The sequence below is a fragment of the Streptomyces sp. NBC_01508 genome (assembly GCF_045040315.1).
Taxonomy (GTDB): Bacteria; Actinomycetota; Actinomycetes; order Streptomycetales; family Streptomycetaceae; genus Streptomyces.
The window spans coordinates 4028880-4044779 of sequence record NZ_CP109419.1 but is presented as its reverse complement, the minus strand read 5'-3'; the positions used below and the strand labels follow the sequence as shown (position 1 = coordinate 4044779).

The 15900-nt window shown below is 70.8% G+C and carries 13 protein-coding genes and 1 pseudogene; 10 read left to right on the top strand and 4 right to left on the bottom strand.

Annotated elements, in window-relative coordinates; translation table 11 throughout:
* Positions 1-100: 100 nt before the first annotated feature.
* Positions 101-730 carry a class I SAM-dependent methyltransferase gene (locus OG700_RS18595; protein WP_405614940.1) on the bottom strand — a complete coding sequence of 210 codons (630 nt, stop codon included), beginning with the start codon at positions 728-730 and terminating at the stop codon, positions 101-103.
* A gap of 4 nt (positions 731-734) precedes the next feature.
* On the opposite strand from OG700_RS18595, the gene OG700_RS18590 reads away from it, so the two are divergent.
* The 6 genes from OG700_RS18590 to OG700_RS18565 all read left to right on the top strand — a co-directional run bounded on the left by OG700_RS18590 (position 735) and on the right by OG700_RS18565 (position 10350).
* A complete protein-coding gene (locus tag OG700_RS18590; RefSeq protein WP_405614938.1) occupies positions 735-1205 on the top strand; it encodes an alpha-lytic protease prodomain-containing protein in 471 nt (156 codons plus the stop codon).
* A gap of 166 nt (positions 1206-1371) precedes the next feature.
* Entirely contained in the window at positions 1372-1599 is a 228-nt protein-coding gene (locus OG700_RS18585) for a hypothetical protein (RefSeq protein ID WP_405614936.1), read from the top strand.
* 10 nt (positions 1600-1609) lie between these two features.
* A complete protein-coding gene (locus OG700_RS18580) occupies positions 1610-3019 on the top strand; it encodes a DUF2201 family putative metallopeptidase (RefSeq protein WP_405614934.1) in 1410 nt (469 codons plus the stop codon).
* 286 nt (positions 3020-3305) lie between these two features.
* A complete protein-coding gene (locus OG700_RS18575; protein WP_405621799.1) occupies positions 3306-5066 on the top strand; it encodes an AAA family ATPase in 1761 nt (586 codons plus the stop codon).
* Between the two features lie 121 nt (positions 5067-5187).
* Positions 5188-7746 carry a hypothetical protein gene (locus tag OG700_RS18570; RefSeq protein WP_405614932.1) on the top strand — a complete coding sequence of 853 codons (2559 nt, stop codon included), beginning with the start codon at positions 5188-5190 and terminating at the stop codon, positions 7744-7746.
* A 90-nt stretch (positions 7747-7836) separates the two neighbouring features.
* Positions 7837-10350: a hypothetical protein gene (locus OG700_RS18565; protein WP_405614930.1), complete on the top strand. Its 2514-nt coding sequence runs from the start codon at positions 7837-7839 to the stop codon at positions 10348-10350.
* Between the two features lie 89 nt (positions 10351-10439).
* Here OG700_RS18565 and OG700_RS18560 read toward each other — a convergent pair whose 3' ends face one another.
* Positions 10440-10868, bottom strand: coding sequence for a protein-tyrosine phosphatase family protein (locus tag OG700_RS18560; RefSeq protein ID WP_405614928.1), 429 nt, complete (start codon positions 10866-10868; stop codon positions 10440-10442).
* 125 nt (positions 10869-10993) lie between these two features.
* Here OG700_RS18560 and OG700_RS18555 point away from each other — a divergent pair.
* Positions 10994-11338 (top strand): annotated as a pseudogene (locus OG700_RS18555) (MFS transporter); the annotation flags it as partial.
* A gap of 255 nt (positions 11339-11593) precedes the next feature.
* Complete coding sequence (locus tag OG700_RS18550; RefSeq protein WP_405621797.1) at positions 11594-12391, top strand: alpha/beta fold hydrolase; 798 nt, start codon at positions 11594-11596, stop codon at positions 12389-12391.
* Here OG700_RS18550 and OG700_RS18545 read toward each other — a convergent pair.
* Together OG700_RS18545 and OG700_RS18540 are read right to left on the bottom strand one after the other, a co-directional pair.
* Positions 12381-13181 (bottom strand): SAM-dependent methyltransferase, encoded by an 801-nt coding sequence (locus OG700_RS18545; protein ID WP_405614926.1) that lies wholly within the window; start codon positions 13179-13181, stop codon positions 12381-12383. The genes OG700_RS18550 and OG700_RS18545 overlap by 11 nt on opposite strands.
* Entirely contained in the window at positions 13178-14062 is an 885-nt protein-coding gene (locus tag OG700_RS18540) for a helix-turn-helix transcriptional regulator (RefSeq protein ID WP_405614924.1), read from the bottom strand. Before OG700_RS18540 ends, OG700_RS18545 begins: the two co-directional genes overlap by 4 nt.
* Positions 14063-14313: 251 nt before the next feature.
* On the opposite strand from OG700_RS18540, the gene OG700_RS18535 reads away from it, so the two are divergent.
* Both OG700_RS18535 and OG700_RS18530 read left to right on the top strand, forming a co-directional pair.
* A complete protein-coding gene (locus OG700_RS18535) occupies positions 14314-14832 on the top strand; it encodes a hypothetical protein (protein ID WP_405614922.1) in 519 nt (172 codons plus the stop codon).
* Positions 14833-14983: 151 nt separating this feature from the next.
* Positions 14984-15886 carry a hypothetical protein gene (locus OG700_RS18530; protein WP_405614920.1) on the top strand — a complete coding sequence of 301 codons (903 nt, stop codon included), beginning with the start codon at positions 14984-14986 and terminating at the stop codon, positions 15884-15886.
* Positions 15887-15900: the final 14 nt, after the last annotated feature.

Genomic DNA, 15900 nt, shown 5'->3' with positions numbered 1-15900 from the left:
CCGGCGTGCTCAGCGGACACCGTCACAGAACGCGGCGCTTGGAGGAGCTTCCTCCACGCGGATGATCTACACCACCCCGACCCCGGCCACGGGCCACGTTCTACGGGCGGCGGGCCAGCAGGTGGGTGTCGAGGAAGCCCCGCTCGGACGCTGGGTCGTGGAGCAACCGAGCCACCGTGACGAGTCCGGCCCCGGCCAGCAACTCGGCAAACTGCTCCGCCGGCCAGCTATAGGCAGGCGCCACCTTGTGGTCGAAGCGGACAGGCTCCGGCCCCTCGGCTCCGAAGAAGGACGCCAGGAGCAGGCCCCCTGGTGCCAAGACACGCACCTGCTCAGCGAGAAGCGCGGGCAATTCTTCAGGTGGGGTATGGATCATCGAGTAGTGGGCCAGCACTCCGCCGAGCGCGCCGTCCTCGACCGGCAGGGCCTCCATTCGTGCTTCGTCGAACCGCAGCGCCGGATGGGCCCGCCGGGCGTGGGCGACCATAGCCGGGGAGAGGTCGAGCCCGAAGGCGTCCAACCCCAAGTCGTGCAGCATGGCGGTCAAATGGCCGGGCCCGCACCCGACGTCGGCTGCTCGCAGGTTCCCCGTGCCACGCACGAGCTCGGCGAAGGTGCCGATCATGTTCCGCCCGAACGGCTGCGTCTCCAACCGATTAGCGAACATCGACGCATACAGTTCGACGACCCCGTCGTAGGCCGCCCTGGTCTCATCCTGGTGTTTTAGCACGGGAGTGAAGCTAACACCCGCGTCGTTCACAGCAGTTCCCCGGCCCCATACCGGCCCCTTCCCCGCAGGACTGATCGTCCTGTCACCGACCACGGGATGCCCCGGTAGTTCGGAGAAGGTCTCGGCGCTCGCCAAGACGCTCGGTGGCAGTGAGCAGGAGGCTGTCGACCGGCTCGACCACGAGGCCGCGCAGCAGCGCGAGTTGGCCGCGGCCGACGAACAGGGCATCACGACGGACGGCGCCTTCTTCACGAAGGCGGGCACGCTGACGGTGAACGCGCCGGACGCGAAGGCCGTCAAGCAGGCCCGCGTAGGTGTCTCGTCGTGGTCGGTCGACCTCGCCTCCGACACCGTGACGGTCGAGGTGAACAGCGACAGCGGCACCGCCGCCCGCTCGTTCATCAAGGCCGCGGCCAAGCACGACGACGCCGTGCGCGTCGTGCGCGGCCAGGAGCGCCTCAACACCACCAGCTGATTCGATCCGGCCCGAACCGGTCCCATTCGGTCCGGTCGGATTCGGTTTCTTCCTCTCCGATGCCCCCGGAGAGACGCGGCGGAGCCGTCCACTCCTACCGGTGGGCGGCTTCCGCCGTCCGCGTAACATCCGAACACCACCGGGCGGAGAAATCGGAGTCGCTGCCATGACCGACGCGGAAACGGACATGGACGTGACCTTCGCCGATGTCTTCCGCGCGGCCCTGCGCCGCCGCGGTCTCTCCCTGGAGCGCGTACGCGACCGGCTCGAAGCCCAGGGCATGGGAATGGCCCGCCTGACAGCCTCCCTCGGGGACACCTGGCGGTGCGCCTGGCGGTGCGCCTGGCAGTGCGCCCGGCAGGACGCCCGGTGGGATGTCAGACCCCGGCGCTAAGGTTTTTCGTATGACCGAGGTGTCCGCGATCACGACCACCCACGCCCCCGATCTCCGGGACTGGCGGCGGCTGTTGGACGATCCGCCCGACCCGGAGACCACGGAGCGGGGCAGACGCCTGAAGGAAGCGGCGATGCTCGACTTCGGGGTGCGCGAGAGCGCGATCGCCTCCTGGCTGTACACGAAGTGCCATCAGCAGATCCCCACCCTGGCCGTCGAGACGGCGGCGGTGGTCGCCGCCGGGGACGGCAGTTGCGTGCTGCTGTACAACCCGGAGTTCTTCGTGGAGATCGGCGCGGACGGCGTGCGGTTCGTGCTCTTCCACGAGGCGCGCCATCTCATCCACCGGCATCTGTATGTGGAGGCGGAGCTGCGCGAGGACGCCGTGTTCACGCTGGCCGCCGAGGTCTCCATCAACCATGTCGTCATGCGGCGGCTGCGCGCCAAGCTGCCCACGCGCCTGGCGGAGGGTGTACGGGAACGGGTCGGGATCGATCCGTACGAGATCCACGGCCGGTACGAGGCGGATCTGCGCGCCCAGGGCCTACAGCCGCTGTCGTACAAGCACTTCACCGAGACCGACATGACCGTCTACGGCGAGCTGAAGCGCATGAGCGAGCCGCCCGTCCCCACCGGGGCGGCCTGCCCGCATCTGGTCATCGGCGGTGTCCCGCTGGACGGCGAGACGGTGACCGAGGTCGTGGAGGGCGTCCTGGCGGACGTGGTGCGGGCCGCCCTGCGCGGCGAGGGTCCCGCCCGCGACGAGATCCTGCACCTCGCGGACCGTTCCGAGGGGGGCAGCGACCGGGTCGCCAAGATGTGGGGCCGACTCGGACTCGGCGCGCTGCGCGGCCGGACCGATGCCACCCGCCGCGTCGAGTGGTGGAAGCGTTGGCTCACCGACACGCTCGCCTCCAAACTCCGCGACGGCGAACGGCTCATCTACCCCAGAAAGCACGGCGCGGTGCTGCTCGCGCTCGGACACGATCCGATGCTGTCGCGGCGCGGGAAGGAGCGTACGAAAGTCGTCGTGGTCGCCATCGACACCTCCGGCTCCATGTCCCAGCGGGTGATCGACTGGCTGATGACGCTGATCGGCAGAACCGACGGCGTCGAGACGCACTGGCTGAGCTTCGACGGCGAGGTCATGCCGTTCGTAAGGGGAGAGCGCGTGAGGGGCGGCGGCGGGACCGACTTCGGTGTGGTCGTGGAGTACGTGGAGGGGCGCCGGGAAGTCGGCGGCAAGCGGTGCGATGTGGAGCCGGACGCGGTGATCATGGTCACCGACGGCTACGCGGCGCCCGTGACCCCGGCCCGTCCGGACAACTGGATATGGCTGATCACCGACAACGGGGACGACTGGCCGGAGAGACACAACCCGCCGATGGCCTGCCACCGCGTCACGACCGGCGACAGCTGAGCGCGCGGGTCTCCCACGCAGGTCATGTGCGTCATGTACGTCGGTGCGCGCCTGCGCGCGCCCGGCCACCCCGCACGCATCGCGCACCCCGCGCACGCACGCACGAGGACTGGACCCCATCACCGTGATCAAGACCGCCCCCGCCCGCGCGGCACGCACCCCCGCCCGTAACGCCCGTAACAGCCGTGATGCCCGTGACGACACTCCGTGGCCCGTCACCGCCACCTACCCGAAGCGGCCCGGTGGCCGTCAACCGGGCGGGCGGCTGGCCGAGTTCATCGACGCCATGATCGCCATGGGCCAGACCGGCCAGGTCTTCGGCGAGCACGGCATCGGCAAGACGTCCACCTTCCTCAGCCACATACCGCAGGCCCACCCCGGCACCCGCGTCGTCCTCGTCCCGGCGGCCAACCTCACGCCCGACGACCTGCTGATGAACGCCCCCGTGCGGGACGGCGCGACAGGCGAGCTGGTCCTCACTCAGCTGATCATGAGTCAACTCGCCCTCGGTGAGCCCTTCGTGCTGCTGATCGACGACTCGTTGCAGGCCGGCGAGATGATCCAGTCCCAGCTCATGCAGATCGCCTGCAACTGGACCCTCGGCGAACACGACCTGCGCGCCCTCGGCTGCGTCGGTGTCTTCCTCTCCGACAACGAGTCCCTGACCGAGACCGGCTCCGCCCGCAGCGACCTCGCCGTGCTCGACCGCATGGTCACCCTGCGCCTCACGGCCAACGACACCGCCTGGCGCCACACCCTCGCCGGCCGGTATGCGGACTGGGACCTCGGCGATGTCTTCCGGCTCTGGAACGGACTCTCGCCCCGGCTGCGCTCCCTGCTCTCCCCGCGCACCCTGGAGCACGTCCTGGACTGCGCCCGCGCCGGCCTGCCGCTGAGCTGGGGGCTGCCGCTGGTGGGCGGGGTGCGGATGCGGCTGCGCGACCTGCGGAAGGACGGCGCGCAGGGCACCGACCGTACGGCGGAGATCCTGGACGCGATCGCGACCGCCGTGGGCGCGGCAAACCCGGCGACCGTGGCCGATCCCGTACACCGCATCCTGCGCACCGCCCTGCGCGAGAACTGGGCGGTGCTGCTGCAAGGGCCGCCCGGCTGCGGAAAGACGGAGATCACCAAGAGCGTCGTCCGGGACGAACTCGGCGCGGAGCCGGTCTACTTCTCGCTCCCGGTGACCAACGTGGAGGATCTGTGCGTGCCGGTGCCCACCCCTGACGGGCGGCTGGACACCCTGCTGACCCGGGCGCTGTCGGGTCCCGGCGAGAAGGTGATCGTCTGGGACGAGTACAACCGGCCCAAGGACAAGGCCGCGTTCGCGAAGCTGATGGAGATCACCCAGGAGTGGACGCTGGCGGGGCGGCCGGTGGAGGGCCTGCGCGCCCAGATCGCGCTCCAGAACCCGCCGTACCACCTGGGCAGAAAACTCCAGGTCAGTCGGAACAACGTGGCGCAGGCCAGCCGCTTCACGGTCAGTTACGAGGTGCGGCCCGAGGACATCCCGGCGAACGAGTGGCTGATCGCGGCGTACGGCGAGGTGGCCGAGACCGTCCTCGAATGGTGGAAGAACGACATCGACGACGAGGCCCGCGACTGGATCACCAAGCGCACGCTGGAGCGCCTGATCAAACTGCACCTGGCCGGTCAGCCGCTGATGTCCGGCCTGATCTACCTCGGAGCGGGCGAGTTCGCGCCGGTGCCGCTGACCGGTCTCGAAGCCAGACTCGACGGCATGGGGCAGGAAGTGGCCCTTGGATTCCGGGAGTTGGTGCGGGACGTCGACCTGTGGGAGAAGCGTCTCGCCGTCGCCTCGGAGGTCTCGACGGAGGGGACGAACGACACCGACGTGGTGCACCGGGTGCTGGCCAACGCCGAACTGTCCCAGCTCAAGCGGCAGACGGAGACTGTGGCACGGTTGCTGCGCCATATGCCGCCGAAGCTGCGCGCCACCCATCTGGTCGGGCAGACACCGGCCCGGCAGAAGTACTGGGTGGGGGTGCTCGCCCGGATGAAGGAACTCGCGGCCTCGCCGTGAGCGTCGCCGTGGGCGTCGTCCTGGGGGGGTGTTCCTGGGGTGTCGTCGTGGGGCGGGCGCCCCCGGCCCGCACCGTCTCATCCTTCCCCTGTCCGTCACTTCGAAAGAACCTGAGCCTGCGATGAAGTTCGCCGACAACCTCGCCGTATCCGCCGTCTACGCCCTCGCCGACCGGGAACTGACTCGTGCGCTGATTCCGCGCATCCGGGAGGAGACCGTCGCACTGCTGGCCAACGGCAGCGGGACCCCGGTGCCGCGGTTCCTGGTGGAAGAGGTGATCGCCGAACGGGACCCGCAGTTGGTCAGGGCGCTCCTGTCGTCCGCCGTGCTCAGTGGGGATGTGTTCGACCGGTTGGCGGCGCTGGGTGATCCGACGCTGGCCGTCAGTCTCTACGGTCAGCGTGAGTGGGAGCGCACGCCTGCCCAGCGTGCGGCGGTGTGGGCGGGTGCGGTGGCCACGGCCGACGACCCCGGCTGGCAGGCGAAGGACGGCCTGCCGGCCAGGCTGCTGTCGTCGCAACAACCGGAGTTTCAGCGTCCGGAACTACTGGAACCGGCCCTGCTGGCGCCCTTCCCCGAGGTGGCGGCGCACGCGCGGCAAGTCATCGACCGCAGGGCCGAGGGCACGCGGAAGGGCGCGGTTCGCGGCAAGCGCACCACCACCGGGGCGGCGGCCACCGGCCCGGCGAACAGCAACCCCCGTAAGGACAGCGACCCCCGGAAGAAGAACACCCCGTGGCAACGTCACCCCGAGACGATGGTGGAGCTGGTCCGAGACTTCAGGGACAAGGACTTCCGCGGCACGGTCGAGCTGCCGACGACTCCGGGCGCCCTGGACTGGGACGTACTGGCCGCCGAGCACCGTGCGGAGCCGTTCTTCGAGTCGGGGCTGGCGTCCCTGTGGGCGCACCCGGACTGTCCGGAAGAGCTTGCCCTGGCCGCCTTCGAGAGGAACAGGAACAGCCAGGGGCCCAGCAGCGCCATCTACTGGTCGATGCTGACGAGCCCCCATTTCGACGGCGTCGACGTGGAGCAGATGACCAGGCTCCTGCACCACGGTGTCCCCTCCGGCTCCCTTCCGATCGACCGCGTCCTGCGGGAAGTCGGTCCGGCCCGTAATGTCCTGTGCGGCCTGCCGCACGAGCGTGAAGAGGTACGAGCCGCGCTCGTCGCCGAAGTGGCCCGGTTGGGGGCGGACTTCGCGCCGTGGCGTGCGGTGTACGCGCTGCTGCCGCGTTTCTCCGGCAGCGTCACGGACCTTGTCGACGCGGCGCTCGCGGAGACGCCGAAGCACCGGGGGAAGAAGTGGCCGAAGCCGCTGGGGGCGGAATTCCCGAGCCGCAGGCTGCCGGGCGGTCGGCAGGCGTGGCTGCGGCTGTACGACGCGGCTGATCGTCCGACGCGGTACGCGCTCATCGAGCACATGGACCCGCGCGCCATCCAGCAGTTGTTGCTCTGGCATCAGCCCTCCGCCGAACTACGCGCACACATAGTCGAGTCGCTGGGTGCGTCCGCCCTCGCGGGCATCGCGTCGACCTGGCACACCGGGCCGGAGGTGATCGAGGAGCTGATTGCGTACAACGACCCCGAGGTCAATGCCGCGCTTTTCATGAACACCGATCTCACCCCCGCCCAGCGCCGCCATGCGCTGTCCGGCCGGCGCTGGCAGGGCGGGACGTCCGCCGACACACCCACCGCCGACCGGCTTCCGCTGACGCGGGACCTGGTCGAGGGCCTGCGGGAGAGCGCGCGGCGGCAGTGGCTGCTGGCGTGCGCCGATTCGGGTGACCCGCTGCTGTGCCGCATTCTGCTGGGCAGCCCCCGGGTGAAGGTCCACACGCCGGCGCTGGAGCTGCACATGCTGATACGTCTCTGGGAGCGCCACGGGCCGGACAGCGTAAGGGAGTTGCTGGACGAGACTGACTTCCCGGGCCGGAAGAAGCAGCCCAAGCATCCGATGTCGCCGGGGACTCTGGCGGCGGGGCGTGCGGCGCTGGACGCGGCGGCGGGGCCGGGTGGACCGGCTCTGCTGCGCGCCGCGTACGGGGCTGCCGCAGGTCCGGTGGGGTTTGCGGAGTTCCTGCACACGAAGGGGGCCGGCGAGGACGGCGACGTGGCGAAGGCCGTCGAGCTCTTCGCCGAGGAGGTCGGTCCGGGGCCGTTCCCGTGGGCCGAACTGGTGGCGGAGCACGCCGCGAGGCCCCTGCACGACCGGTTCCTCGTCCTGCTGGCCGCACTGGACGGCTGCCCGCCCGTGCTCGCCGAGGAGTCGGCCACGGCCCGTCTGCGCCTGGAGCACCCGCACTACCGGCCCCGGCGGGGAGCCAAGCCGCCCACGGCTTCCGAGTTGCTGAAGAAGTATCCGCTGTGGACGGCGTATTCCGGGTCCCACACCAACTGGCTGGACATGGCGTACGAGCGCGGTCACCTCACCTTGTCCGAGGTGGTGCGGACCGCCTTCCCGGCGCGGACGACCGTGGTCTTCCTGGCGCGGGCGCTGGCCCCCGGTGACTCACCCGCCACCGAGGAAGTACGGGAGACCCGCGACGTGGTCGCCGCCCTCGCCGCCGAGCACCTGGGCGCCGACCCGGAGGGCTGGGCGCTCGCGCTGCGCCTGATGCCGGACTTCGAGGGCACGCTGCCGGATCTGCTGCTGGCGTCGGGTGCGGTGGTCAGCTGACGCGGGCGCCCCCGGCCCGTACCGTTTCATCCTTTCTCCGTCCGTCTTTCCCTGTCCGTCACTTCGAAAGAATCTGAGCTGAGCACTGCGATGAAGTTCACCGATCACCTCGCCGTATCGGCCGCGTACGCCCTCGCCGACAGGGAACTGACCCGTGCGCTGATACCGCGCATCCGGGAGGAGACCGTCGCGCTGCTGGGCGATGGTGGTGCTCCGTTGCCGCCCTTGCTGGTGGAAGAGGTGATCGCCGCACGGGACCCGGAGTTGGTCGCCGCGCTCGTCTCGACCGCCGTGCTCAGTGGGGATGTGTTCGACCGGTTGGCGGCGCTGGGTGATCCGACGCTGGCCGTCAGCCTTTACGGTCAGCGTGAGTGGGAGCGCACGCCCGCTCAGCGTGCGGCGGTGTGGGCGGGTGCGGTGGCCACGGCCGACGACGTCCGCTGGCAGGCGGCGGACGGCCTGCCGGCCAGGCTGCTGTCGTCGCAGCAACCGGAGTTTCAGCGTCCGGACCTGCTGGAACCGGCCCTGCTGGCGCCCTTCCCCGAGGTGGCGGCGCACGCGCGGCGCGTGATCGGCAAGGGTTCAGCCGCCGGGGCGTCGGCCACCGCCCCGGCGGACAGTCCGCCCCCGGGGAGCTGGCGCACCGGCACGAGTCACCCCAAGACGACGAAGGAACTTGTCGAGGAGTGCAGGGACAGGGACTTCTACGGCTCGATAGAGCTGCCGACGACTCCGGGGGCCCTGGACTGGGACGTACTGGTCGCCGAACAGCGTGGGGAGCCGTTCTCCGGTAGAGGGCTGTTGACCCTGTGGGCTCACCCGGACTGTCCGGAAGAGCTGGCCCTGGCCGCCTTCGAGAAGAACGGGACCGTCCCCGGGCACACAGGCGCCGCCCACTGGTCGATGCTGACGAGCCCCGCGTTCGGCAGACTTGAGGACCACGAGGTCTCCCAACTGCTGCGCGTCGGTTTCGAATCCGGCACTTACCCTGCCGACCGTGTCGTGCGGGAGATCGGCCCGGCCCGCAAGGTTCTGTGCGCACTGCCGCCCGACGACGAAGGGATACAGGCCACCCTCGTCGCCGAAGTGGCCCGGTTGGGGGCGGACTTCGCGCCGTGGCGTGCGGTGTACGCGCTGCTGCCGCGTTTCTCCGGCAGCGTCACGGACCTTGTCGACGCGGCGCTCGCGGAGACGCCGAAGCACCGGGGGAAGACGTGGCCGAAGCCGCTGGCGGCGGAGTTCCCGGTCCGTAGGCTGCCGGGCGGCCGATGGGCGTGGCTGCGGCTGTGCGACGCGGCGGACCACCCGACGCGGTGCGCGCTTGTCGAGCACATGGACGCGCGCACCTTGCAACAGCTGCTGGTCTGGCACCAGACGTCCCCCGAACTGCGGTCACACATAGTCCAGGTGCTGGGTCTGCCTGACTTCACGAGCATCGTGTCGACGTGGCAGACCGGGCCGGAGGTGATCGAGTGGCTGATTGCGTACAACGACCCCGAGGTCAATGCCGCGCTTTTCATGAACACCGATCTCACCCCCGCCCAGCGCCGCCATGCGCTGTCCGGCCGGCGCTGGCAGGGCGGGGTGTCCGCCGACACACCCACCGCCGACCGGCTTCCGCTGACGCGGGGCCTGGTCGAGGGCCTGCGGGAAACCTCGTGGCGGCAGTGGCTGCTGGCGTGCGCCGATTCGGGCGATCCGCTGCTGTGCCGCATCCTGCTGGGCAGCCCCCGGGCGAAGATGCACACGCCGGCGCTGGAGCTGCACATGCTGATACGTCTCTGGGAGCGCCACGGGCCGGACAGCGTAAGGGAGTTGCTGGACGAGACTGACTTCCCGGGCCGGAAGAAGCAGCCCAAGCATCCGATGTCGCCGGGGACTCTGGAGGTGGGCCGTGCGGCGCTGGACGCGGCGGCGGGGCCGGGTGGACCGGCTCTGCTACGCGCCGCGTACGAGGCCGCCGCAGGTCCGGTGGGGTTTGCGGAGTTCCTGCACACGAAGGGGGCCGGCGAGGACGGCGACGTGGCGAAGGCCGTCGAGCTCTTCGCCGAGGAGGTCGGTCCGGGGCCGTTCCCGTGGGCCGAACTGGTGGCGGAGCACGCCGCGAGGCCCCTGCACGACCGGTTCCTCGTCCGGCTCGAAAAGTTCGTCCGGCGGACCGAACTGGTGGGATTCCCCTTCGTGTTCGCCGAGGAGTTGGCCGCGGCCGAACTGCGCCTGGAGCACCCCTATTACCGGCCGCGCCGGGGGGCGGAGCCGCCCACGGCGTCCGAGATGCTGAAGAAGTATCCGATAGCGAGGGCGGACGACGGGCCCACCGACTGGCTGGACATGGCGTACGAGCGCGGTCACCTCACCTTGTCCGAGGTGGTGCGGACCGGCTACCCGGCGAAGATGACCGTGGCGTTTCTGGGCCGGGTGCTGGCTCCGGGTGATGCGCCCGCCACCGAGGAGGTGCGGGAGACCCGCCGTATGGTCGCCGCACTGGTCGCTGAACACCTGGGCGCCGACCCGGAGGGCTGGGCGCTCGCGCTGCGCCTGATGCCGGACTTCGAGGGCACCCTGCCGGACCTGCTGCTGGCGTCGGGCGCGGTGGTCAGCTGACGCGGCTCGGTGCCGCGGCCCGCGCTCGGCCTCGATCGCCGGGCGGGCTGGGCATGCCGTCCGGCGATCGGCTCGCCCATGAAAGGTGTCTACGCGAAGCGCGACACGTAGCGCTTCTGCCAGGGCGTCTCCACCGCGTGCCGCGAGTAGTGCTCGCGGACGTAGGCGACGGCCTCCGCGTTCGGCACGCCGTCCAGGATGGCGAGACAGGCCAGGGCCGTACCTGTACGGCCCCGGCCTCCGCCGCAGGCGACCTCGACTCGCTCGTCCCCGGCCCGTGCCAGCGCCTCGCGCAGCGCCTCCGTGGCGCCGGCCCGGTCGGTCGGCAGCCGGAAGTCGGGCCAGCGGACCCAGCGGGCCGTCCACTCGACGGCGGGCGGCTCCTTGCCGAGCAGATAGAGGGCGAAGTCGGGCGTCGGCCCTGCGGGAAGGGGGTGCCGGAGCCCCCGCCCGCGTACGAGCCGTCCGGACGGCAGTCGCAGCACACCCGCCGCGGTGGGCTCCCAAGTAGTGATCACAGAGCCAAGATTAGGCCGGGCGGACCGCGCAGGTCCGGCGATTGACGGCAGAGCTGACGACAGATCCGCGGACAGGGCCGGAGACAGGGCCGCCCTATGCCGAAGCCCGTTGCGGGGAGGCGAGCATGGCGGACACGGCGTCGAGTAGTGATCAACAGGAGGACGCGGGCGAGGGAGCGGCGGCGGGTGACCGGCCCGATCCACGGCGCTGGTGGCCGCTGATGGTGATCGCGCTCGCCCAGCTCATGATCGTCCTGGACGGCACGATCGTGAACATCGCGCTGCCCTCCATGCAGAGCGAGCTGGGCATGTCGGACGGCGACCGGCAGTGGGCGATCATCGCCTACGTCCTGCCGTTCGGCGGGCTGCTCCTGCTCGGCGGCCGGATCAGCGGGCTCGTCGGCCACCGCCGTACGTTCTTGATCTCCCTGGTCGGCTTCGCCGCGGCGTCCGCGCTCGTGGGCCGCGCCTGTCCTCAGTCGCCGGACGGGCTGTCCATGCGGCCCGTACGGCGATGAGGACGGGGCGGACCCGGTGACTCGCCCCCCGTACGCTGGACAGCGCGTCCGCCGTGCCGCCCCCCCCGAAGTGAAAGAGGCCCTGTCGTGCACCCAGAGTCCACGAGTCCCGTGGAGCCCGTGGAGTCCTTCGTCCAACTCGGCGGTGGCGGCGGTGACGGCGGTGACGGTGACGGCGGTGACGGTGGCGGTCGTCGTTTCGCGTATGTGGACTTCCAGGGTCCCGGCCCCGTCGTGCTCGCGCTGCACGGCCACTTCGGGCGGGGGCGGATCTTCGCCCCGCTGGCCGCCGCGCTCGCCGGTCACTACCGGGTGGTCGCGCTCGACCAGCGCGGCCACGGGCTGTCCGACAACGGCGGCGAGTTCACCGCCGACGCCTACGTCACGGACGCGGCCGAGTTCCTGCGCGCCCTGGATCTGGCTCCCGCCGCCGTCCTCGGCCACTCCATGGGCGGCCTCGTCGGCTACCTGCTCGCGCGGCGCCACCCCGAGCTGGTCCGGGCGCTCGTCGTCGCCGACATGACGGTGCTGAACGAGGAGCCCGAGACACACCCCGTTCTGGACGTCTCCACCTGGCCCCGGCGCTCGCCCTCGCGGGCGGCGCTCAAAGACGCCATCGAGGAGCGGGGCATCCCCGACGCGGGCTACTTCCTCGACAGCGCGGTCGAGTTCGACGACGGGTGGGGGCTGCTCTTCGACACCGCCGACATGATGGTGTCCCAGAAGGCCCTGATCGGTGACTTCTCCGACAGCTGGACCGCCTCCCAGCAGCCGGCACTGCTGCTGAGGGGCGGTGACAGCTTCATCCTCACCGCGGTGACGGCGGAGCGTATGGCGCGTGAGCGGCCCCGTACCGACCTGGTGGAACTCGCCGGTTGCGGGCACTGGTTGTACGCCGACGCCCCCGAGGTGTTCGCCCGCGAGGTCCGCTCGTTCCTCGACCGGACCCGCACGGACAACCGCACGGACAGCCCCGTGGACAGCCGCGCGGAAACTACGGCTTGACCGCCAGGAATCCCCACTGCACGCACTCCTCGGCCCCGGCGGGAGCCGTGGTCCCGGCCGGCAGGACCAGTTCCGGCACCGGGCGGACGCCCGGCGGGAGCAGGGTCAGGCCGCGGGCGCAGTCGGCGATCTGCTCGGCCGTACGGGCGAGGTAGGCCCCCTCGGGGTCGGCCTGTACGTAGTGCGCCTGCATCCTGAGCACGCCCGGCGTCTCGATCGTGTCGCACACCGCCAGGTAGGACCCGGAGGCGAAGCGGCTCGTGTACTTCTCCGCGAGCTCGGCCGCCTCGGCGGGCGGGAAGTGCCCGAGGGTGGAGAGCACCAGCAGGGCGACCGGCTCGTCCAGATTCAGCGTCTTCGACGCGCCCTCCAGAACGGCGTCCACGTCCCGGAAGTCCTGGAGGAAGTAGTGGATCTTGCCTTCGGGTGAACTCCGCAGCGAACTCACGTGGTTCAGCACGACCGGGTCGTTGTCGACGTACACGACGCGCGACTCCGGAGCCGCCTTCTGCGCCACGCCGTGGGTGCCGATCCCGGTGGGGATGCCCGTACCCAGGTCCAGGAGCTGGCGGACGCCGCCCTCCCGGACCACGTAGTCCGCCACCCGGTCCTGGAAGGCCCGCGACTCCATGGCCGCCGCCTTGATCTCGGGGAAGGCGCCCAGCATCACATCGGCGAGATCCCGGTCGACCTGGTAGTTGTCCTGGCCGCCCTGGCCGTAGTTCCAGATCCGCGCGGAGTTGGGGATGGTGGGCATGACATTGGTGCCGGGCCGTACGGAGTCGCTCATCCGAAGTCCTTACTCGTCAGGGGCAGAGGAGTGAAACGAGGTGATGCGATCCCACTGGTCACGTCCACCGCCATCCGGTAGTTCTCCACCGCGTCGGAGTCGTCGGTGATGAGCGTCATGGCCGGGTGGAGGCCGATCTGGATCAGTCTCTCCCCCATCCCGAACTCCCGGAAGCGGAGAATTTCGAGATGGCCGCAGAGGCTGATGGCCAGCGGGTGCGGTACGCGCGGCGGAATGACCTGGATGGCCACCGATGAACGTACGTCGGCGATACGGGTTTCAAGGTAGTCGAGTTGACGGGCCATCACCCCGGGACCGCCCACCCCGCGCCGCAGTGTGGCCTCCTCCAGCAGCACCCACAGACTGGCCCGGTCCTCGCCGTTCCTGTCGTCGTGCGCGCCGCCGATGGTGTGCTCCTTGCGGGCCTCCAGCAGCTCCAGCCGCAGGCGCCGTACGGCGGCGTCCTCGTACGGATTGCGCAGGCTCATCAGGGCTTCCGCGTACTCCGTGGTCTGGAGCAGATCCGGCAGCACGCCGGGCGCGTAGGCGCGGATGCCGGCCGCCGCGGACTCCAGGTCGATGACACCGACCTCCGCGACCTCGCGCCAGGGGTGCCACCATCCCGGCTTCTTCGCCTCGTCCAGCGCGCGCAGGACCGCTGTCCGCTCGTCGGCGGGCGTCTCGTAGAGGTCCAGCAGCACGCCGACCATGCGCGGGTTCGGCACCGTTTCCGCGTTCTCCCAGCGCGCCGGCGTGGCCCGGTCCTTCTTGATCCGGTCCGCCACGCTCTGCAGCGTCATACCCGCCGCTTCGCGTCTTCGGCGCAGATCCGCCCCGAAGAGCCGCAGGGCGACGGTGGGGCCGGATCGTGGCTGACTCACCGGTGGCCCTCCTCGCGTCCGTGGGTGGCGAGGGTCGGTTCCTCCCCGTTCGGTCCTTCCGTTCGGCCCGAGCCACGATACCCGCCGAAAGAACTCTGTCACGTTGCAGAGTGCCCGGTGCGGTGGATATGGTGGGGTCTGGAGTTCCCCTACGCGGCACCCCCCAGCCCGCCGCGCCAGGGTCGGGAACCGACCCCGCTGGACACGCCCGCAAGGCGTGTCAGGGCGGGGGGTCACGGAGAACCGATGCCATGCACGTCTCACTACCGGCCGTTCCGGAACAGATCCAGGTCGCGCGCCGCATTGTCCGCAAGGAGCTGGCCGGTCTCGGCTGGCCGCCCGCGAAAATCGCCGCCTGCGAGGAGATAGCGGTCCAGCTGGCCCGGCACGCCATCAGCGTCGTGGGCGTGAGCGGCTACTACCTCGGAGTGACGAAGCGCCCCGGGCCGGAGGACGCCGTCGCCGTCAGGGTCAGCGTCACCATCCTGGACGCACCCACCGAGCCGGTTACGGTGCCGCCGCAAGGCCGTCCGAACGGACATGCCGCAGGCAGCTCGTACGGTGACACCTTGCACGACAGCACGTCGCGCGACAGCACGTCGTACGAAGGCACCTCGCACCAAGACACCTCGCACCAAGACACCTCGCGCCTGGCCGAAGTCCTGACGAAGCGATGCGGGACCGAGGTCAACATCGTCGCGCAACAAGGCAGTTGGGCGGCCTCGGCCACCCTTCCCGCCGAGGCGCCGTGCCTCAGCGCGCGGCCGTGAGCGGCCGGCCGACCTCCGGACCGGCTCGCGGGCCGGCTCCCGGAACGCCGCCCGATGAGCACTGCCCGATTGGGTCTGACCAACCCGTCCTGGAGAGGCTGCTGTGGACGCACTGAGCGGTGTCGCATCCAATGACCCCACGTGGGACGCCGTGCGCGAGCCCACGCCGGCGCACGCCGGAGCACGGCACGCGAGCAGATCCCCCGCCGGGCAGCCGCCGCCGCCCGCGTACGCGGCGGGCCTCGCCGCCGGACACCGGCTGCCGCGGCCTCCGCGCGCCCGCAGATGGACGGCCTGGTACCGGCCGACCAGCGCGAAGCCGAAGGCGTCGGTGCGCGACCGGGCAGTCACGCACAGTGGGGGAGTGGCCGACGTGAGCCGTTCGGTGCTGGTCGTCAGCGGAGCCAGCGGGAGCGCCGGGAGCGTTGCCGCCGCGTACGCCCGCCAGGACGACTGGGTCGGGTTCCTCTACGAGCGCGGGACACCGCCCGACGAGTTGTACAACGTGCGGTGCGATGTGAGCGACGGGCTCCAACTGGACGCCGCCGTATCGGAGTTCGAAACCGGGCACGGCATCGTGGACGTACTCGTCGTGGACGCCGACCGCAACGACGGTCACGGCGAGGAACCCTCCGTCACCGCGGCGGCCGGGACCCGGGCCCGCGCGAACGCGATCATCGGCCGCACGCTCCCCGGCATGCGCGAGGCCGGGCACGGACGGATCGTGCTGATCGCGTCCACGAAGGGCCTCGGCCGCGGCTCGGCCCTGTCCGGCGGCGCCCCGCACGCCGACCTGATGAGCCTGGCCTGGCACCTCGTCCACGAGTGCCGGGGCTCGGACGTCACCGTCAACGTCATCACGTACGGCTCCGCCAACGGGACGACCCACCAGAGCCGCGCCCACCGCGCCGAGCAGATCGCGAACCTCGCGGTCCATCTGACGCGCCCGGAGGCCACCGACACCGGCGCGGTGATCCCGATCGAGGTGCTGGGCGCGATCCCCGTCCTCGGCGGCCCGGCCCGGACGGACGGAGCGTTCTACCAGGGCCGCTGACGGTCATGCCTCTT

What these genes read in the sequence shown, in the direction of transcription:
- OG700_RS18580 (WP_405614934.1), top strand. Translation starts at nt 1,610, where the DNA reads ATGACCGAGGTGTCCGCGATCACGACCACCCACGCCCCCGATCTCCGG.
- OG700_RS18545 (WP_405614926.1), bottom strand. Translation starts at nt 13,181, where the DNA reads ATGAGCGACTCCGTACGGCCCGGCACCAATGTCATGCCCACCATCCCC.
- OG700_RS18585 (WP_405614936.1), top strand. Translation starts at nt 1,372, where the DNA reads ATGACCGACGCGGAAACGGACATGGACGTGACCTTCGCCGATGTCTTC.
- OG700_RS18570 (WP_405614932.1), top strand. Translation starts at nt 5,188, where the DNA reads ATGAAGTTCGCCGACAACCTCGCCGTATCCGCCGTCTACGCCCTCGCC.
- OG700_RS18575 (WP_405621799.1), top strand. Translation starts at nt 3,306, where the DNA reads ATGATCGCCATGGGCCAGACCGGCCAGGTCTTCGGCGAGCACGGCATC.
- OG700_RS18565 (WP_405614930.1), top strand. Translation starts at nt 7,837, where the DNA reads ATGAAGTTCACCGATCACCTCGCCGTATCGGCCGCGTACGCCCTCGCC.
- OG700_RS18535 (WP_405614922.1), top strand. Translation starts at nt 14,314, where the DNA reads ATGCACGTCTCACTACCGGCCGTTCCGGAACAGATCCAGGTCGCGCGC.